The organism is Sporosarcina sp. ACRSM, assembly GCF_022346545.1.
Lineage (GTDB): Bacteria > Bacillota > Bacilli > Bacillales_A > Planococcaceae > Sporosarcina.
This window is the reverse complement of record NZ_JAKRNU010000014.1, coordinates 1-18,073: the sequence shown is the minus strand read 5'-3', so window position 1 is coordinate 18,073 and position 18,073 is coordinate 1. Positions and strand designations below refer to the sequence as shown.

The window sequence follows — 18,073 nt, the reverse complement described above, 5'->3', positions numbered from 1 at the left end:
CCAACATCCAATGTAAGCTTAAAAAATTAACAATACTCCATTGCCTAGAGCTTTATTTTCATATTGATAAAAGAAGTGAAAGCACAATGACACATAAGATGCTCGTTATCATTTGTTTTCCTGGTTCAAAAGAAGGATAACAAACTGGCAATGATTGAATGCCGGGGCGATTTCTTATTGATTCTTCTAACTAATAAACAAAAAAAGCTGTTTTTCACCACCTACAGCGTCTATTTGCTGTAGGTGGTCTGTATAGTCAATCCATTTAGTCCTTTCATATCTTCTTTCCACTTTTTCGTTTAGTTCGACTTCTATATCATTTATCAGACGAATTACCTTTATTACTGGCAAACCAAAATGCTGGCTCGCACGTTCATACGGAGATTTTTCTTCTAGAAGACCAAGAAAATGATCAGCTGTTTTCGCACTTTCGACCAAAGCATCTTCTAGCTCGATGACAAACTGATACAGCCGCCTTTTGCCTTCCGATAGCTTTTTAACCTCGCTTCTTAACAAAGACGCCCTTAGCCACTCATTCATTCTCCTCACCTCACATCATGTTCATTGGAAAAAATCAACCATTCGTTCTTATAAAGAATGGTTGAATCCCCTTTACCAACTGGCTTTTTTAACACCTGGTAGTTGCCCTTTATGTGCAAGCTCCCGAAAAGCAATACGTGACATGTTAAATTTCCGCATATATCCTCTTGGCCTTCCCGTAATTTCACATCGATTTTTTAATCGTGTCGGGGAAGAGTTCTTAGGTAGCTTATTTAAAGCTTCATAGTCACCTTTCTCCTTCAATTCTTTACGAAGTGCCGCATAACGAGCAACCAACTCCCGTTGCCTTTTATCTTTCGCCACCTTGGATGTCTTCGCCATTCTATTTCCACTCCTTAATTAGTGATAATTACGATTTAAAAACAGGTAAATATTTTTTCTTTGTTTCTCTATGCAATGTAACTCTTTTCAAACTCGAGCTGTATTTCTTTAATTCAATCCGCCCAGGAATATTGCGTTTGTTTTTTGTTGTTGTGTAATCGCGGTCTCCTGTTTCTGTACAGGCCAATGTAATATTCACTCTCGTACTTATTCCTCCTTCGCGCCACTTAAACGTAATCATTACGATTTATTCATTTGTTTATCATACAAGAGAGTTTTTTAAATAGCAACTAAATTTATTTTACAACGGATATGACGCAGGAGATGCTGATAAAATATCATATGACTGCCTTTAGCTATTTTGGCTTGCTATTTACACAAACGCGCATTATCTACACAATGAAAATCGTCTAAGTGATGATATACTTAAAAAAGTTTACTATATGGAGGTGTTTTGATTGATCGGTCAAATGGCTCAGCTTCTATTTCAATTTCTAGACATAAAAGTTTTAACGAATCTCTCTAAGCGTACTTATCAAAAAAGGCATGATAGTTATTGTCTTATCTTCGCCGCAAAAGGCACAGGCAATCTGACAATCATAGACCATACATATAAATTACAAAAAGAACAGATTTATATATGCCCTCCTCAAGAATCAATTACTGTTAAGTTAGATAGAGAAAATACGACAACAGTTTATCTCATTCTATTTGATAGTATTTACAAGCATCAAGTGCATCTAGAGCAAAATCATTCCATTCTTGCTAAACGAGTCGAGGAAATACAGGTTAAATTAACAGAAGAAATCGCCAATCTAACTAGTAGTATTTACGCTTTATCCAAAAGCCCAATACCGGAAAATAAGTTAATTATACAGGCTCAATTTTATATGCTCATTCACGCCTTGATCACAACCCAAGTACCTGCAACTAGAGACCAGCAAAAGATGCTGGAAAAAACAAAGCATTATATGCAAGTTCATTTTCGAGAACAGATTCAAATAAAAGACTTGGCGAAGATGATGCATATAAGCCCTAAATATTACATGGAGCTATTCCGCAAACGATATGGGATAAGTGCAATTCAGTATTTATCCGAAATAAGGATTGAAGCATCTAAGAACCTGTTATTAAGCGGTGGAAAAACACTTAAAGAAATTGCAAAGAAAACGGGATATAAGGACGAATTTTATTTCAGTCGTCGTTTCAAAGAGGTAATAGGAATCCCTCCCTCGTTATTTATGAAAAGACGGATGAAAAAAATAGCCGTTTTAGATAGTTCATTTTTTGGCATATTGTTTCCGTTACACTTTATCCCATCTGCAGCACCGATTCATCCAACATGGAGATTCTATTATTTTAAATTATTTGGTGATCGGGTGCCCGTTCAACTTTCCATTGGTAGAAGTCCTACTATATTAAACGATAATATTGAGTTACTTCTACAACAAAACACCAAATACGATTTGATTTTATGCCTAGATAATGTGAATGAAAAACAACTTACAAAATTAAAGTCACTTGGTCATGTTCATCAGCTTGCATGGAGCAAACTACCTTGGCGTGAACAACTGCTAGAAGTAGCAAAGTTATTAGATGCAAATGTTGAAGCAAGGCGATGGCTTGATGAATACGAACGAACAGTACAAGAAGTCTCCACTTATTTAAAAAACGATAAACATAAGCAAACTTTTTTATTTTTATTAATCATGGGTGATGACTGTTATTTGTACCATGATAGAAGTATTAATGAGGTTTTATTTGAAGATTTGAAGTTAACGCCTGCAACAGCTTTTATGCCTGACTATAAACAATCGATTACGGTTGAGCAATTAGCTGAAATCAATTCAGATTACATCCTGACTCTTGTCTATGAAGATGAGGAAACGTTGCAGAAATGGAACGCACTTCAATTAGATGAGACTTGGTTGGAATTGAAGTCAGTTCGAAACGAGCAAGTTTATACACTTAATCATTTTCCATGGCGTGACTATGCTGCGCTTCCCCATTTATTAATTGTGAAAGAGGTTCTAAAGCTTCTAACCGAGGATAGTACATCATAAAAACCTCCTTTTCTACATGGAACCTAGAAGAACTCTTGTTTATCATTGATAATAATACTCATTCTCATCATGATGTGGAGTAAAGGGAGGATTTATTAATGAAAAAAACATTTTTCCTATTAGGAGTTGTGCTACTCGTATTTACTTTATCGGCATGCGGGGATAAGGAAGAGGATAAGGTATCCTCTAGTTCACAAAGTAATCCAAGCGATGAACAAACAAAAACCATTACTTATTTAGGTAATAGCTATACTGTTCCAGTCAAATCAGAAAAAATAATATTTCTAAATGCTTTTGAATTGATTGAGGATGCTGTCGTGCTTGAGGTAGAGCCTTTTGCTGCTAGTGCAATTGGTAGTGACGAAGAACCTTTCCCAAGCTTTTTTCGTGATATAACAGCTAATACAATCCCTCTTTTAGGGACAAGTGACGAAAGTTTAGAATATATTTTGGATTTGGCTCCTGACTTAATCATCAGTACCGACATGGAAACGCCGGCAGTATTAACACAACTAGAGAAGATTGCGCCAGTCATTCCAACATCACATTATGGACCCGATTGGCAATCCAATCTTGAACTCCTTGCCGAGATTACAGGGAAAACAGATATGGCAAAAGGGATCATTGATAAATATAACCAGGATAAGCAGGAAGCAATCGATTACCTCAGCTCATTCAAGGAGAAGGATGTTATAGCAATACGGATTAGAGGGGGCGAAATGATGGTCTACCCTAAAGACGTATTCCTTAACGATGTGCTTTATGGTGAATTAGGTCTTACAGTACCTGAGATTATTAAAAATACTACAGAACAAACTGTTCTTTCTTTAGAAGGTCTTTATGCAGCCAATCCAGATTATATCTTTGTACAGTATGATTCTTACGAAAATGCAGATAAAGAAAACATTCTAGAAGACCTCGAAAAGAGTGAAGTTTGGAAGGGATTAAATGCAGTGAAAAACAATCAAGTATTTGTAAACGCAGTCGATCCATTAGTAATGGGTGGTGGAACTGTAAACGGAAGAATTCGTATTTTAGAGGCTGCAATGGAAACGTTAAAATAATAATCATCCTTACATCGGGTCAGGGGGAATCATATGGAAGTGGCTAAGAAGATTGATCAACTATTTATTAGTAAGTGGAAAGAAGGTAAGTTTTCAGGAAATATACTGGTAGCAAAGGGTGGAGTATCTATTTACACAGGCACATTCGGACTCTCAGATTATCGTCGAAATAGTACTCTTACAATCGACTCCTTATTTGAGCTTGCTTCCGTAACGAAACCAATGACAGCAATCGGAATTATGATTTTAGCAGAACAATCCGAGCTTCATTATGACGATCCTATCAGTAAGTGGATTCATGATTTCCCCTACCCTACTGTTACCTTGCGACATGTTTTAACACATACATCAGGGCTTCCGGATTACATGGAACTATTCGAAACGTATTGGGATCGCACCGAAATTGCAACCAATACGGATGTATTCCGTTTGTTAGCAACATATAAACCGCACCCTTACTTTAATCCAGAAGATAAATGCGAATATAGTAATACAGGCTATGTTTGTTTAGCTACTGTGATTGAAGTTGTATCGGGAATGTCCTATTCTTCGTTCATGCTCCATCATGTATTTATCCCAGCAGGCATGCACCGTACGAGGGTCATGAACCGTAGATTTAAGCCTGAAACTGTTGATGATTTTGCCTATGGATTCATAAAAAATACAAACGATAAAGATTTCTTTTTACCAGATGAGCTCCCAGAATATGATTATGTGAACTATTTAGATGGCATTCAAGGAGACGGAATGATCCATTCAACAATTATGGATTTGCTTTCCCTTGATCGTGCGCTAAAAGAAGGAATTTTACTTAGTAACCCATCGCTAGAATTGTCGCTATCAACATTTAGAACAAAGGATGGTCAGAAGACACATTGCGGATTCGGCTGGTTTATCGATCACTTAGAATCAGCCGGTAAAAGGGTATCACACAGCGGAGGTTGGCCGGGCTATTCAACCATGCTAAGTCGTTATCCAGAAACGGATTATACAATCATTATACTAACCAATGTTGAGTATAAAACGGATGATGGCAGTCAGGAGAGAGCTGGAGACTTATTGAAACAAATTGAAGAGTGTATATTTTGAAAGAAATTTTCTATCCATCTAACCATTAAGATTTCAACCATAATCAGCTAAAATCTCGATGCTATTCCCTTTGTACCGTAAGAAGGAGGCTGTCTCAATTTTCATTTGAGACAGCCTCTTATGACTTGTACATGTCATCATCAACATGTACAAGTAACGCCTATCATTCCTGTTTTACAAACAAATGCCTGTTATGCTTTTGGAGGTGTTCCTTCAGCATTTGAGACAATTGCATCGATTTGGATTAAAGCATCATTAGGTAAAGCTGATACGCCAACTGTTCTTCGTGCAGGAGTACCACCTGGGAAGAATGTTTTGTAAGCTTCGTCTACAGCATCCATATCCGCGATATTTTTAACGAAGATATTTACTTTAACGATATCTTCCATAACATGGTCGATACTTTCTACAATTGCCTTGATATTTTTCAAGCACTGTTCAGCTTGCTCTTTTACGCCGCCAGCTACCAATTGACCTGTTTTTGGATCTAAAGGTAATTGAGCTGAAAGGTGATTGTAATGAGAGAACGCTACAGTTTGTGTGGATAAAGAGCTCTTTGGCGCGTTTTCAGTGTTGTTTGCCCAGATAACGATACCATGTCTGTCTTCAATAGCCTGTGGAGGTGTACCATCTCCGTGTGATACCACTGCTTCGATTTGTACTGAAGCATCCATAGGTAAAGCTGAAGCAGCGACTACCGTCCGTGCCGGAACATAGGCTACGGCTCTAGCAATAGCGGAGTCTGGGAAGAATGTTGAATAAACTTCATTTACAGCATCCGTATCCGCGAGGTCTTTAAGGAAGATATTGATTTTAACAATATCGTCAAAAGGAACGTCGATACTTTCTAAAATTGCTTTGATATTTTTCAAGCACTGTCCAGCTTGCTCTTTTACTCCGCCAGTTACCAATCTGCCCGTTTTTGGATCGATCGGCAATTGAGCTGAAAGATTATTGTAATGAGAGAAAGATACAGTTTGTGTAGATAGAGGGCTTGTTGGTGCATTTGCTGTGTTATTTGTAAGTTTGATGAGGTCGCCTGCTTGTGGAGCGTTTGGAATTGTACCTTCACCGTGTGAAACAAGTGCTTCAACTTGCACTAAAGCATCCATAGGCAAAGCTGCAACTGCAACTGTTGTCCGTGAAGGAACATAAGTTGGGAAGAATGTTTTATAAACTTCGTCTACAGCGTCAACATCTTTGATGTCCTTAACAAATACCGTAATTCTAACAATATCGCTCATCACATGATCGATGCTGTCTACAATTGCCTTGATATTGTTAAAACACTGTTCGGCTTGCTCTTTTATACCACCAGCGACCAATTTACCCGTTTTAGGATCGATAGGTAATTGAGCTGAAAGATTATTGTAATGAGAGAAAGCTACAGATTGTGAATATAGACCGTTACCATTTGGAGCATTTTCCGTATTTTTTGCTGATACTGCGTTATAGTTGCTCATAATACGATTTCCCTTCTTGATAAATATTTACTAACCAAAGTATGCACCGAAAAAGCCGTTCTAAACCGCTCTGAGTGCTATGTAATTATAGCAGAACTTGTTCACTTTGGCTAACGTTTTGTAAGAGATGCACAAAAAGCTTCTCAAAAGTTCATTGAACTTGTGAGAAGTTTCTTTTTTATTCAGTATGAGGTGATCACATCATGCCGAGTTAACAGATATCCTTTTGTCCCGAGCAATATCTTGAAAAGAATGAATCGCCTAATGGAAAAAACGTCTATAAAGAAAAAGGCGACTTCGCATATTTTTAGACACACTCACATTAGCATGCTGACTGAAGCAGGAATGGACATTGCAACAATCATGGAGAGCGTTGGTCACGAGGATATCGAAACGACGATGAAAGTTTACACGCACGTTACAATTAAAATGAAAAAGGATGCATCCGTTAAGATCAATAATCTCTACGGACACATCCCCGAAAACATAACTCGCTCACATTTCTTATGCAAATGTTATGTTTCTGTTATTTTTTGGTGTTTCAGACAAGTTGTAGTGGGTAAAGCCTTGATCAATCGCGCCTCGGCGTGATTGCGTCCAGATTTTTTTCGAGCTCGCTCGAAAAGCTCCTCTAAAAAATCTGTGACATCCGCCGGAGGCTTTATCTTCGTTCAGCGGGCGTCTGGACACCCGCTAAACAGGAAAACAAAACCACATTCATCTCGCCACCTATAGAGGTGGGAGTCTTCTGCTGAACGTAGATATATCAACCTTTTGGGCTGACTTATTACATCATGCCGCCCATTCCACCCATACCGCCCATGTCAGGCATTGCAGGTGCGTTTGGTTCTGGCTTGTCTGCGATAACCGCTTCTGTAGTCAAGAACATTGCTGCAACGGATGCTGCGTTTTGTAGCGCTGAACGAGTAACTTTAGTCGGGTCAACGATACCTGCTTGCATCATGTTCACCCACTCGCCATCTGCTGCGTTGAAGCCAGTGCCGACTTCTTCGCGTTTTAGACGATCGACAACGATTGAACCTTCAAGGCCAGCGTTGTTTGCGATTTGACGTACAGGCTCTTCCAGTGCACGAAGAACGATTTTCACGCCTGTTGCAACGTCACCTGCTGTTGATTCTAGTAGAGTTTCCACTTTGTTATAGACGTTTACGAGCGCTGTTCCACCACCGGAAACGATTCCTTCTTCAACCGCTGCACGCGTTGAGTTCAATGCGTCTTCGATACGAAGTTTGCGTTCTTTCAATTCTGTTTCAGTAGCTGCGCCGACTTTGATAACTGCTACGCCGCCTGCCAATTTCGCAAGACGCTCTTGTAGTTTTTCTTTATCGAACTCAGAAGTTGTTTCTTCCAATTGAACACGGATTTGGTTCACACGGCCTTCAATTTTAGCTGAGTCGCCGCTTCCTTCAACGATTGTTGTGTTGTCTTTTGTCACAACGACTTTTGCAGCCCGTCCAAGTTGCGTGATGTCCGCTGATTTCAAGTCAAGACCTAGATCTTCTGTAATCACTTCTCCGCCTGTCAATGTTGCGATGTCTTCAAGCATTGCTTTACGTCGATCCCCGAAGCCTGGTGCTTTAACCGCAACTGCGTTGAATGTGCCGCGAAGTTTGTTGACAACAAGTGTTGCAAGTGCTTCACCTTCTACGTCTTCAGCGATCATTAGAAGCGGTTTACCTTGTTGTACGACTTGCTCAAGTACAGGAAGGATTTCTTGGATGTTTGTAATCTTTTTATCTGTGATCAGAATGTAAGGGTTGTCAAGAACCGCTTCCATTTTATCTGTATCTGTTGCCATGTAAGCTGATGCATAACCACGGTCGAACTGCATACCTTCTACAACGTCAAGTTCAGTTGTGAATCCTTTTGACTCTTCGATTGTGATAACGCCATCGTTACCAACGCGCTCCATCGCTTCAGCGATCAGTTCGCCGACTTCTTCATCTCCTGAAGAGATCGCAGCAACTTGTGCAATTTCTTGTTTGCTTTCGATTTCATCGGAAATAGACTGTAAACCTTCCACAGCTGTTGCAACTGCTTGTTCGATTCCTTTACGGATACCTACTGGGTTTGCACCCGCTGTAACGTTTTTCAAACCTTCACGGATCATCGCTTGCGCAAGAACCGTTGCAGTTGTCGTACCGTCTCCAGCGATTTCGTTTGTTTTGGAAGCCACTTCTGCTACTAGTTTTGCACCCATGTTTTCGAATGCATCTTCTAGTTCGATTTCACGAGCGATTGTCACACCGTCGTTTGTAATAAGCGGTGAACCAAATTTTTTCTCAAGAACGACGTTGCGTCCTTTTGGTCCAAGCGTTACTTTTACAGCATCTGCTAATGTATCTACACCGCGGAGCATTGCACCACGTGCATCTTCGTTAAATTTAATTTCTTTAGCCATTTATAAGTTCCCTCCTGATTTTCGTGTTTTCATTTATGAATTCTCAAACGGCCCATTAGCCGATGATTGCTAAAATGTCGCTTTCACGCAGGATTAGAAATTCATTACCTTCATATTTCACTTCAGTTCCGGAATATTTAGAGAAGATGATCCGATCGCCTTCTTTTACTTCCAGTTCGATGCGCTGGCCATTCTCTAGAACGCGTCCGGTACCTGCTGCTACAACTTTCCCTTCTTGCGGTTTCTCTTTCGCAGAATCCGGTAGTACAATACCACTTGAAGTTTTTTCTTCTGCCTCGATTAGTTCGATTACGATACGGTCACCTAATGGTTTCAACAAGTGAAACAACCTCCTCAAAATATTTTCTTGGATTTTAGCACTCGACCTACTGGAGTGCTAACACATTTTCTATCATAAAGAAGATTCAAATTAATTGCAAGCAAAAACTCTAGACATTTCTCTTTGCTTATCGAACTGGAAAAAGATAAAATGAACGTCAGCCACATATGAAGGAGTGGATACGTTGAAAAATTGGAAAATGTATATCTATTTGCTACTGACGTATATTGCTATGCAAGTCGGGAGTATCTATTTAGCTGAGTTATTGATCGGTTATATGAAAAGCAAACCTGGTTTGCAAGAGCTCCAAGCCACTTATCACGGATTCGCTTGGTCACTCTTTATTGTCAACACGATTGCAGCGATCATTTTCCTCGTATTGATCGCACGAAATAAGAAATTCATGCAAGTTTTCAAAGGGAAAAAAGCCTCTGTCGGCAGTATCATCCTTTGGGGGGTTATCGGTTTCTTCCTCGCAATGGGTGGACAAATGCTCGCTGCATCTATCGAGTCGATGTTCGGTGTTACGCCAGGATCCGACAATACCGCGTTACTGACAGATATTGCCAAAACTTCACCGATTGTCATCATTTCAATGGTGCTATTTGCACCCTTATTGGAAGAACTCGTATTTAGAAGAGTGATTTTCGGCGGAATTTATATGAAAACAAATTTCTGGATTGCTACTCTTGTGAGTGCAGTGGTCTTTGCCGCCGTCCACAATGAACTTGAACATCTACTCATCTATACGATGCCGGCATTGGTCTTCGCTTATTTGTATTACCGAACCAAATCCATCCTGACACCGATGATTGCCCATGGACTGATGAACGGCTTTGTCGTAGTCGTTCAGCTAAACTATGATAAGCTTCAGAGGTATATTGAAGAAATGGAAAAGGTCAAACAAGCGGTGATTATTTTTATTCAATAAACAAAAGCGCAGGGCGCCTGCTTAGACGCGACAGGCATAAGACGGACTTAGGAAGGCAGTCTAAATTCGCCGCGTCCTGAAAGAAAGTGCCTTAATTTCTGCAAAGGACGCAGAAATATGGCCAATCGAACCCTCCGCTGTTCGATTGGCAACGACTGCATGACCCACATCCTGTGGGCCCAAGAGGTGTTTTTTTCCTCACAGCCAAAACGGCTTATACCCCGAGCGTCTGGCGCCCGGAGTCTGGACGTAAAAAAAGCCTTCCAATCGATTTAAGTTAACCGATTGGAAGGCTTTTTTCAATCTATTTAGCGACCCATCACTTCGTCAATTTGACGTTGTTGCTCCGCCTTTACCTCGTCCAATTGACGCTGTTGCTCCGCTTTTAAATATTTCCGATAACCGAAACGCGAGATAAAAATACTTAATTCATAAAGCGCGAACATCGGAACTGTAACAAGTAAATGGGACATCAAATCTGGTGGTGTAATAAATGCCGCGATGACAAAAAGCGTAAAATAAGCATATTTTCTAATTTTCACAAGCCTAGTCGGACTGACGAGACCGAGCCTTGTCAGAAATAGCAAGACGACCGGCAACTGGAACACAACACCAAATGGAATCAGAATTTGAAATAAAAACGTGAAGTACTCATTGATGCCAATGGTTTGTGTAATCCCGAGTTCTCCGGATAAAGTAATCATGAACTTCATGACATAAGGCAACAGGACAAAATAAGAAAACGATACACCTGCTACAAAAAGAAGAAATGTGAACGGGATATAATTCCGTGTCGCGCGCCGCTCCTTCTCATGTAACCCTGGCGTGATAAATGCCCATAGCTGATACATAATAACCGGTGAGATGACGACGAAGGAAATGAAGATGATCACTTTCATATAAATCATAATCGGATCTAAAACAGCAAATGAATGCAAGGGGCTTTCTTCGACTTCCCCCGACAACATCGGCTCAATTTCCCCCGTATACTGCAACTGTAAAAACTGAATGACCGGCTTTGCTACAAAAAAGCTGCCTGCCACCGCTATAACAAAGAAAACGACGATTACCATCAGCCGTTTTCTAATCTCATCTATATGCTCAACGATCGTTAAATTTTTTTCTTTCATTGGACAGACATCCTAACTAACTTACTTCACTTCTTCTTTTTTGTCTTCCACTTTCTGAACTTCCACTTTTTTCACGTCATCGTCATCCGCTAAACCTTTTGTGGCGTTTTTGAATTCACGCAATGAAGAACCGAACGCCTTCCCGATTTCCGGCAATTTCTTCGGACCGAATACGAGCAATGCAATAATTGCGATAATAATTAAACTCCCTGGACCTGGCATCCCGGACACCTCCCTCGTAATATGTCTATTTTACACGAAAACCGCGTGGAATACCATTGACGGACCATCACAGATGTGACTGTTTTACGTCATTTTTTATAAAGTATATGAGCGTTTGCAATTCCACGGATAAATCGATCGTATGCACACGAACTGTTTCAGGTACGGATAAGCGAACCGGTGCGAAATTCAAAATACCTTTGACACCCGCTTGTACAAGTTGGTCGGTCACTTCTTGTGCAATCCGAGAAGGGACTGTCAAAATGACATGTTCAATTTTCAATTCCTTGATTTTTTCCTGTAATGTATCGGGATGGAAAACCGGAATGCCACTCATCTCTGTACCGTCCATTGCCGCTTTTGGATCGAATGCGACGACGATACGTGTATTATGGTTTTTCTGGAAATTATATTTTAAAAAAGCATTCCCCAAACTGCCAACTCCAATTAATGCAACATCGGTCTCCGCGTCCTCATCAAGTGTCTTTCGGAAAAAATCGACAAGATAATGCACATCATAACCATACCCTTTTCTACCAAGCGCACCGAAATGAGAAAAATCACGACGGATTGTCGCTGCATCGATTTTCATCACTTCACTTAATTCACTAGACGATACACGCTTTTTCCCTGAATTAGCGATATTTTGAAGAAATCTATAGTAAAGAGGCAATCGCTTTGATGTCGCCTGTGGAATTTTTGGCGTTTCCTCTCTCATGTGGGACCTCCTGTACGGTACTTTTAGCCGATTCTATCGTACAGTAGAAGTCGGATGTTGTAAAGTCGGTCATCAACCGCTAGACGCCCTCTCTTCGTCCCCGATTCGCCATGATGATTCTGCCGATAGCAGTAGGGAATATCTCCCGAATTATGATAAACTAAAGGAGAATTGAGGTGCTTACGATGATTGTTTTACAAGTGAATGGATTGACAAAATCATTTTCAGGAACAGATATATTGACCAATGTACGGCTCGAGGTGCAACATCGTGACCGTGTCGCCCTTGTTGGCCGGAACGGTGCGGGCAAGTCCACCTTGCTCAAAGTGATTGCGGGTGAAATGACAGCAGATTCGGGCGATATCATCGTCCCAAAAGACATTCGGATCGGCTATCTCGAACAGCATAGCGGCATCGATTCCCCACTCTCGATTTGGGAAGAAATGATGACCGTATTCGAACCGCTCCATGCCATCGAAAGGCGATTGCGCACACTTGAAGGGCAGATGGCCGACCCAGCCGTCTATGAGAACGCATTGGAGTACAATAAAGTCATGAAAGAATACGACGCATTGCAAATCGAATTCAAAGACTCCGGTGGCTATCAATACGAATCGGATACGCGCTCCGTGTTACATGGCATGCGCTTCTTTCCCGAAGACTTCGATAAGAGCGTAAACCTTCTATCCGGAGGCCAGAAAACGAGACTGGCCCTCGCTAAAATGCTCTTGAGTAAACCTGACCTTCTCATCTTGGACGAACCGACCAACCACTTGGATATCGAAACGTTAGGCTGGCTGGAAAAATACCTCGTTTCCTACGAAGGCGCCATTCTGATTGTTTCCCATGACCGCTACTTCCTCGATGAAATCGTAACAATCGTTTATGAAGTATCCCGAAAAAAAGTGACGAAATACACAGGGAACTACAGTGCTTATCTCGATGAAAAAGCCAAAAACTATGAACGGGATCGCAATCTATATGAAAAGGATTTATCGGAGAAAGCAAAACTCGAAGACTTCATCCAGCGGAATATCGCCCGTGCCTCCACTTCGAAAATGGCAAAGAGCCGTCGCAAACTGTTGGAACGGACTGAATGGATGGATGCACCTGATGGGAACGAAAAATCCGCCAGCTTTTCTTTTTCAATCGATCGACCAAGTGGTAATGATGTCTTAAATGTAGAGAATTTAGCAATTGGCTATAATGAAACACCCCTTTCCACGAACATCGATTTCCGGGTGTACAAGCATGACCGTATTGCCATTATCGGACCAAATGGCGTCGGAAAATCAACGTTATTGAAAACGATCGTTAAAAAAGAAGTACCCATAGCAGGATCGATCAAGTATGGGACGAACGTCCAATTTGGTTACTATGACCAGGAACAAGCAACGCTTATTGGAACAGGAACTGTCCTGCAGGAAATTTGGGATGACTGGCCTATGATGAACGAGAAGGATGTCCGTTCATTACTTGGAAGTTTCCTCTTCACAGGCGAAGATGTCGAAAAGCCCGTCCAGTCTTTATCCGGAGGAGAAAAAGCACGTTTATCCCTCGCAAAACTGATGCTGCAAAAATCGAATACCCTCATTTTAGACGAACCGACGAACCATCTGGACCTCGATAGCAAAGAAGTCCTTGAAAATGCGCTCGATGATTTCCCAGGTACACTGCTTTTCGTCTCGCATGACCGATACTTCATTAATCGTCTGGCAACTAAAGTGATTGACCTCAGTACAAATGGAGCTATGGAATATCTCGGGGATTATGACTATTTTGTCGAGAAGAAGCTGGAACAAGAGGAATTGAATGCGGAATCACCTACAGTTAAGACTGAAAGACCGCCTTCATCCAACCGTTCGAATGATCAGGATAAAGAATTGCGTAGGCAGGAAAGAAGACTGACAAGGGCCATTGCCGACTTGGAGGAAAGGATGTCCCAATTGGAAGAGGAAATCGCAGCACTTCAAACCGAATTATCCTTACCTGAATTTGCAGATGACCATGTAAAGTTAATGGAACTGCAAGCGCAGATCGACGAACGGCAAGAAGAGCACGATCACAAGTCCGATGAATGGCTTTCCTTACAAGAGGAATTGGAAGCCTTATAAATGGATATGATAAACATTCGTCGCATTGAATGGAAAGAAACTATTCAATGCGACGTTTTGTCGTTTCGAAGACTACGGCGTATATTATTGGTGAATTACAACACTATACACAGGCCATCATTTCCACAATCTTATCAACATGAAACATGCCGATTTAATCACATATGAACATAGTTTTCCACATTATCCACAGAAATTCATTTTTATATCCACATAGTTATCCTAAATGTGCTGTTATTAAATTACAATTCAGCGTACTTATGCACAACTTGTCCACAAATTGTGCATAAGTACGAACGTTCTCTATTGACAAACAAAATTTTTTCAGGACAAAAAAAGACGAACGCTGTCGATTGTTGACAACATTCGTGCTTTTTCATTTTTCGGATTTCCAAGAAGCGAGCGGCATGCCGGGTTTACCGTTCATCGCCAGATTTCCGCGTATGCCGTCCAAGAACATCGCTGATCCAGCTGCCGCAATCATCGCCGCATTATCCGTACAAAGTGAAATCGGCGGTACGTAAAAAGGAATTTCTTCATGATGAAATGCTTCTTCAAGTGATGCGCGAAGGCCCTTATTTGCAGCCACTCCACCTGCTGCAATCACTTGTTTCACTTTAAATTCCTTGGCTGCTTTCAATGCCTTCGTTGTTAGTACTTCAACGACACTGGCTTGAAAACCGGCAGCGATATGTGCGGGATTGACTTTCCCGCCACGCTGTTCAAGATTATGTTTGTAGTTAATGACCGAGGATTTCAGACCGCTAAAACTGAAGTCATACGAGTCGGGTTCCAACCAGGCCCTCGGGAATTCAACATGTCCATCACTTTCAGCCGCCAACTTATCGATTTGCGGACCGCCTGGGTATGGAAGACCGAGGACGCGAGCCACTTTGTCATACGCCTCACCAGCAGCGTCATCGCGCGTTTCTCCAATCAGTCTGAAAGAGCCATGATTCTCCATCAACACAAGCTCTGTATGCCCACCTGACACGATAAGCGCCAGCAGGGGGAACTCCATCGGTTGCATTAACGTATTCGCATAAATATGCCCGGCAATGTGATGCACGCCAATAATCGGCAGGCCATTGGCAAAAGCAAATGCTTTCGCCGCATTGATGCCGATGAGGAGCGCTCCAACAAGCCCAGGACCCTCTGTAACCGCGACTGCATCAAGGTCCTTCGGTGTTAAGCCCGCAACGGCAAGTGCCTCTTCCATGACGATTGTAATTTGTTCAACATGATGTCTTGAGGCAATCTCTGGCACAACGCCACCGAATCTTTTTTGACTCATAATTTGCGATGCTACCACATTGGAAACAATTTCTTCACCATTTTTCACAACGGATGCTGCTGTTTCATCACAGCTTGTTTCAATTCCTAATATATAGATATCATTTTCCATTACAATTCCACCCACATGACGAGCGCATCTTCATGGTCGTCCGCATAATAGTTTTTCCGTATGCCACCGTCCTGAAACCCTAGCTTACGGTACAAATTTTGTGCGGTGTGATTGGTCACCCGCACTTCCAGTGTCATCAATCGAACATTCATCTCTTTGCAAAGCGCAATCGCTTGCCTCATCAAACCTTCCCCGATTCCATTGCCTCGCCATCGCTTACGCACCGCGACGTTCGTAATATGGCATTCGTCCAACACAATCCACATTCCGCAATGGCCAATCACTTCACCCTCTTGAACTGCAACAACATAATGGGCATAAGCATTTCCCGTCATCTCATGCTCAAAAATGTCATGGGTCCAAGGCGTGGCAAATGATTCCTCTTCAATGGCTACAACAGATGTGATATCGTCTCTTCCCATTTTTCGATATTCAATCATTTGAATCACGCACTTGTTCCTTTCCCTGCTCTTTCAACCAATTCGCTTCCGCTTCCGCAAGTCGGCGGTACTCTGGAACGAACGTATGGATATCCGATTCTTGCTTCTGCTGCACCAGATGGATCAATGAAGATGCCCGGGGCAAGTTCAGATGAAGCGGTGCGATTACCGCACGATCGCCCAATTGCCCAACTAGTTGCTTTTCATGTATCGCTGTATCTTTTCCGATAAATAAGATGGGTTCGTCCTGTTCCAACAGACGGATCAATTCTTCCAGCGCATAATGGCCTTCTTCAATGACTGCAGTTAACAATCCGTCTTGATAGCGATACGCAGCGCTATAGACATTTCCTCTTCTAGCATCCATGATTGGGCAAATTAAGCCATTAAAATAAATGGCATTGCCGGCGAGCACCTGTAAACTTGAAAGGCCGTAGAGCGGCTTTTGAAGCGTCCATGCAAGCGTCTTCGCTATCGTTACACCAATTCGGACACCCGTATAAGATCCTGGACCTTCTGAAACCGCAATCGCATCTACATCAGCAGGGCTCATGTCCACTTTGTTAAACAGCTCCTCGATAGCCGGCATAGCGCGTAACGAGTGATTGATGGCCATGGCAGCATTCTCTTCCGCTAACAGTTGCCCATCCTTCACGATAGCCACTGAAAGCGGCGTATTGGCTGTATCTATTCCAAGCCAGATCATAAGTCTATCCCCTCACAAATCATTTCATATCGCTTTCCGAATGGTCTAAATGTGATTTTTCGGCGATCATCACCTTCATGAACAATCCGGATTTCCAAACGTTCCGGAGGTAAGTCTTCTTCTATTAAATGTGCCCATTCAATAACAGATATCGCATCGCCGTAAAACAGCTCGTCCCATCCAAGATCTTCCTCACTTTCTGCTAAACGGTACACATCAAGATGGTTAAAAGGGTATGTCCCTTCATACTGTTTCACAATCGTAAATGTCGGACTATTGACTGTTCGTGTAATACCTAATCCTTTGGCAAGCGCCTTTGTAAACGTCGTCTTCCCCGCCCCAAGGTCGCCCTCTAGCGTAATGACATCGGGCGGTGTTAGAAGTGTTGATAATTTTATAGCCAGCTTTTCTGTTTCCTCAACGGAATGGACTTCAAATTCCTTTATCATATCGAATTTCCTTTCTACTGCTTTGCTCTAGTGTACCGAAAATAAACGCTATCGGAAAGCATAGATACTTACAGCCGAATTTTCAGATGTCAGAAAGCATTGCCTCATCTTTCCGGGACATCGCTTTCTTTTTTATCGAAATATTGTTTGTTTCATTTGAATGTAAAATACACAAAAAACCGATTCCAGATGAACTACCCGGAATCGGTTATAAATTTAGATAAATGGCGGTCCCGACCGGGATCGAACCGGCGATCTCCTGCGTGACAGGCAGGCATGTTAACCGCTACACCACGGGACCAATAAAATCTATAAAATATAGATGAGCCTGGCGACGTCCTACTCTCGCAGGGGAAACCCCCGACTACCATCGGCGCTGAAGAGCTTAACTTCCGTGTTCGGGATGGGAACGGGTGTGACCTCTTCGCCATCGGCACCAGACTCTTTGAGCTTGTTCGCTCAAAACCGGATAAAACCAACATCGGTTTCACAAAATCAGGGACAACCATGCCCTTTTTTAATCAAGGTTAAGTCCTCGATCGATTAGTATCTGTCAGCTCCACACGTCGCCGCGCTTCCACCCCAGACCTATCAACCTCATCTTCTTTGAGGGATCTTACTTACTTGCGTAATGG

Annotated in this window: 18 protein-coding genes, 1 tRNA gene, 2 rRNA genes and 1 pseudogene; 6 read left to right on the top strand and 16 right to left on the bottom strand. The window is 41.9% G+C overall.

Going from position 1 to position 18,073, the window contains the following annotated elements:
- Nucleotides 1-186: 186 nt before the first annotated feature.
- The 3 genes from MHZ95_RS18230 to rpmG all read right to left on the bottom strand — a co-directional run bounded on the left by MHZ95_RS18230 (nt 187) and on the right by rpmG (nt 1,093).
- Nucleotides 187-540 (bottom strand): hypothetical protein, encoded by a 354-nt coding sequence (locus MHZ95_RS18230; RefSeq protein WP_239392221.1) that lies wholly within the window; start codon nt 538-540, stop codon nt 187-189.
- Between the two features lie 72 nt (nt 541-612).
- Entirely contained in the window at nt 613-882 is a 270-nt protein-coding gene (gene rpsN, locus MHZ95_RS18225) for a 30S ribosomal protein S14 (RefSeq protein ID WP_239392220.1), read from the bottom strand.
- A 28-nt stretch (nt 883-910) separates the two neighbouring features.
- Nucleotides 911-1,093: a 50S ribosomal protein L33 gene (gene rpmG / locus MHZ95_RS18220; RefSeq protein ID WP_239392299.1), complete on the bottom strand. Its 183-nt coding sequence runs from the start codon at nt 1,091-1,093 to the stop codon at nt 911-913.
- Nucleotides 1,094-1,340: 247 nt separating this feature from the next.
- Here rpmG and MHZ95_RS18215 point away from each other — a divergent pair, with 247 nt between their 5' ends.
- The 3 genes from MHZ95_RS18215 (at nt 1,341) to MHZ95_RS18205 (ending at nt 5,098) form a co-directional block, all read left to right on the top strand.
- Nucleotides 1,341-2,945: a helix-turn-helix domain-containing protein gene (locus tag MHZ95_RS18215; protein ID WP_239392219.1), complete on the top strand. Its 1,605-nt coding sequence runs from the start codon at nt 1,341-1,343 to the stop codon at nt 2,943-2,945.
- Between the two features lie 98 nt (nt 2,946-3,043).
- The gene (locus tag MHZ95_RS18210) at nt 3,044-4,009 is read left to right on the top strand and encodes an ABC transporter substrate-binding protein (RefSeq protein WP_239392218.1); all 966 of its coding nucleotides are present in this window, start codon (nt 3,044-3,046) and stop codon (nt 4,007-4,009) included.
- Between the two features lie 33 nt (nt 4,010-4,042).
- On the top strand, nt 4,043-5,098 hold the full coding sequence (locus MHZ95_RS18205; protein WP_239392217.1) for a serine hydrolase domain-containing protein: 1,056 nt from the start codon (nt 4,043-4,045) through the stop codon (nt 5,096-5,098).
- Between the two features lie 191 nt (nt 5,099-5,289).
- On the opposite strand, the gene MHZ95_RS18200 is transcribed toward MHZ95_RS18205, so the two are convergent.
- The gene (locus MHZ95_RS18200) at nt 5,290-6,561 is read right to left on the bottom strand and encodes a RidA family protein (protein WP_239392216.1); all 1,272 of its coding nucleotides are present in this window, start codon (nt 6,559-6,561) and stop codon (nt 5,290-5,292) included.
- A 204-nt stretch (nt 6,562-6,765) separates the two neighbouring features.
- On the opposite strand from MHZ95_RS18200, the pseudogene MHZ95_RS21060 reads away from it, so the two are divergent.
- Nucleotides 6,766-7,038, top strand: a pseudogene (locus MHZ95_RS21060) (tyrosine-type recombinase/integrase); the annotation flags it as partial.
- Nucleotides 7,039-7,348: 310 nt separating this feature from the next.
- On the opposite strand, the gene groL reads toward MHZ95_RS21060, so the two are convergent.
- Nucleotides 7,349-8,983 (bottom strand): chaperonin GroEL, encoded by a 1,635-nt coding sequence (groL, locus tag MHZ95_RS18190; RefSeq protein ID WP_239392215.1) that lies wholly within the window; start codon nt 8,981-8,983, stop codon nt 7,349-7,351.
- A gap of 55 nt (nt 8,984-9,038) precedes the next feature.
- On the bottom strand, nt 9,039-9,323 hold the full coding sequence (groES, locus tag MHZ95_RS18185) for a co-chaperone GroES (protein ID WP_239392214.1): 285 nt from the start codon (nt 9,321-9,323) through the stop codon (nt 9,039-9,041).
- 184 nt (nt 9,324-9,507) lie between these two features.
- On the opposite strand from groES, the gene MHZ95_RS18180 reads away from it, so the two are divergent.
- A complete protein-coding gene (locus MHZ95_RS18180) occupies nt 9,508-10,254 on the top strand; it encodes a CPBP family intramembrane glutamic endopeptidase (RefSeq protein ID WP_239392213.1) in 747 nt (248 codons plus the stop codon).
- A 308-nt stretch (nt 10,255-10,562) separates the two neighbouring features.
- On the opposite strand, the gene tatC is transcribed toward MHZ95_RS18180, so the two are convergent.
- The 3 genes from tatC to MHZ95_RS18165 form a co-directional block, all read right to left on the bottom strand.
- On the bottom strand, nt 10,563-11,384 hold the full coding sequence (gene tatC, locus MHZ95_RS18175) for a twin-arginine translocase subunit TatC (protein ID WP_239392212.1): 822 nt from the start codon (nt 11,382-11,384) through the stop codon (nt 10,563-10,565).
- Between the two features lie 21 nt (nt 11,385-11,405).
- On the bottom strand, nt 11,406-11,606 hold the full coding sequence (tatA, locus tag MHZ95_RS18170; protein ID WP_239392211.1) for a twin-arginine translocase TatA/TatE family subunit: 201 nt from the start codon (nt 11,604-11,606) through the stop codon (nt 11,406-11,408).
- A 67-nt stretch (nt 11,607-11,673) separates the two neighbouring features.
- A complete protein-coding gene (locus tag MHZ95_RS18165) occupies nt 11,674-12,324 on the bottom strand; it encodes a redox-sensing transcriptional repressor Rex (RefSeq protein ID WP_239392210.1) in 651 nt (216 codons plus the stop codon).
- Between the two features lie 185 nt (nt 12,325-12,509).
- On the opposite strand from MHZ95_RS18165, the gene MHZ95_RS18160 reads away from it, so the two are divergent.
- Nucleotides 12,510-14,438: an ABC-F family ATP-binding cassette domain-containing protein gene (locus MHZ95_RS18160; protein ID WP_239392297.1), complete on the top strand. Its 1,929-nt coding sequence runs from the start codon at nt 12,510-12,512 to the stop codon at nt 14,436-14,438.
- A 376-nt stretch (nt 14,439-14,814) separates the two neighbouring features.
- Here MHZ95_RS18160 and tsaD read toward each other — a convergent pair whose 3' ends face one another.
- From tsaD to MHZ95_RS18125, 7 genes are all read right to left on the bottom strand, one after another.
- The gene (gene tsaD / locus MHZ95_RS18155; protein ID WP_239392209.1) at nt 14,815-15,843 is read right to left on the bottom strand and encodes a tRNA (adenosine(37)-N6)-threonylcarbamoyltransferase complex transferase subunit TsaD; all 1,029 of its coding nucleotides are present in this window, start codon (nt 15,841-15,843) and stop codon (nt 14,815-14,817) included.
- A complete protein-coding gene (gene rimI, locus MHZ95_RS18150) occupies nt 15,843-16,283 on the bottom strand; it encodes a ribosomal protein S18-alanine N-acetyltransferase (protein ID WP_239392208.1) in 441 nt (146 codons plus the stop codon). Before rimI ends, tsaD begins: the two co-directional genes overlap by 1 nt.
- Nucleotides 16,276-16,989, bottom strand: coding sequence for a tRNA (adenosine(37)-N6)-threonylcarbamoyltransferase complex dimerization subunit type 1 TsaB (gene tsaB, locus MHZ95_RS18145; protein ID WP_239392207.1), 714 nt, complete (start codon nt 16,987-16,989; stop codon nt 16,276-16,278). The genes rimI and tsaB overlap by 8 nt, the downstream gene beginning before the upstream one ends.
- Nucleotides 16,986-17,438, bottom strand: coding sequence for a tRNA (adenosine(37)-N6)-threonylcarbamoyltransferase complex ATPase subunit type 1 TsaE (tsaE, locus tag MHZ95_RS18140; protein ID WP_239392206.1), 453 nt, complete (start codon nt 17,436-17,438; stop codon nt 16,986-16,988). Before tsaE ends, tsaB begins: the two co-directional genes overlap by 4 nt.
- Nucleotides 17,439-17,663: 225 nt before the next feature.
- Nucleotides 17,664-17,739, bottom strand: a tRNA-Asp gene (locus MHZ95_RS18135).
- Between the two features lie 25 nt (nt 17,740-17,764).
- A 5S ribosomal RNA gene (rrf, locus tag MHZ95_RS18130) occupies nt 17,765-17,879 on the bottom strand.
- 82 nt (nt 17,880-17,961) lie between these two features.
- Nucleotides 17,962-18,073: ribosomal RNA gene (locus MHZ95_RS18125) — 23S ribosomal RNA — on the bottom strand; the annotation flags it as partial.

What these genes read in the sequence shown, in the direction of transcription:
- MHZ95_RS18230 (WP_239392221.1), bottom strand. Translation starts at nt 540, where the DNA reads ATGAATGAGTGGCTAAGGGCGTCTTTGTTAAGAAGCGAGGTTAAAAAG.
- rpsN (WP_239392220.1), bottom strand. Translation starts at nt 882, where the DNA reads ATGGCGAAGACATCCAAGGTGGCGAAAGATAAAAGGCAACGGGAGTTG.
- MHZ95_RS18210 (WP_239392218.1), top strand. Translation starts at nt 3,044, where the DNA reads ATGAAAAAAACATTTTTCCTATTAGGAGTTGTGCTACTCGTATTTACT.
- MHZ95_RS18205 (WP_239392217.1), top strand. Translation starts at nt 4,043, where the DNA reads ATGGAAGTGGCTAAGAAGATTGATCAACTATTTATTAGTAAGTGGAAA.
- MHZ95_RS18200 (WP_239392216.1), bottom strand. Translation starts at nt 6,561, where the DNA reads ATGAGCAACTATAACGCAGTATCAGCAAAAAATACGGAAAATGCTCCA.
- groL (WP_239392215.1), bottom strand. Translation starts at nt 8,983, where the DNA reads ATGGCTAAAGAAATTAAATTTAACGAAGATGCACGTGGTGCAATGCTC.
- tatC (WP_239392212.1), bottom strand. Translation starts at nt 11,384, where the DNA reads ATGAAAGAAAAAAATTTAACGATCGTTGAGCATATAGATGAGATTAGA.
- tatA (WP_239392211.1), bottom strand. Translation starts at nt 11,606, where the DNA reads ATGCCAGGTCCAGGGAGTTTAATTATTATCGCAATTATTGCATTGCTC.
- MHZ95_RS18165 (WP_239392210.1), bottom strand. Translation starts at nt 12,324, where the DNA reads ATGAGAGAGGAAACGCCAAAAATTCCACAGGCGACATCAAAGCGATTG.
- MHZ95_RS18160 (WP_239392297.1), top strand. Translation starts at nt 12,510, where the DNA reads ATGATTGTTTTACAAGTGAATGGATTGACAAAATCATTTTCAGGAACA.
- tsaD (WP_239392209.1), bottom strand. Translation starts at nt 15,843, where the DNA reads ATGGAAAATGATATCTATATATTAGGAATTGAAACAAGCTGTGATGAA.
- rimI (WP_239392208.1), bottom strand. Translation starts at nt 16,283, where the DNA reads ATGATTGAATATCGAAAAATGGGAAGAGACGATATCACATCTGTTGTA.
- tsaB (WP_239392207.1), bottom strand. Translation starts at nt 16,989, where the DNA reads ATGATCTGGCTTGGAATAGATACAGCCAATACGCCGCTTTCAGTGGCT.
- tsaE (WP_239392206.1), bottom strand. Translation starts at nt 17,438, where the DNA reads ATGATAAAGGAATTTGAAGTCCATTCCGTTGAGGAAACAGAAAAGCTG.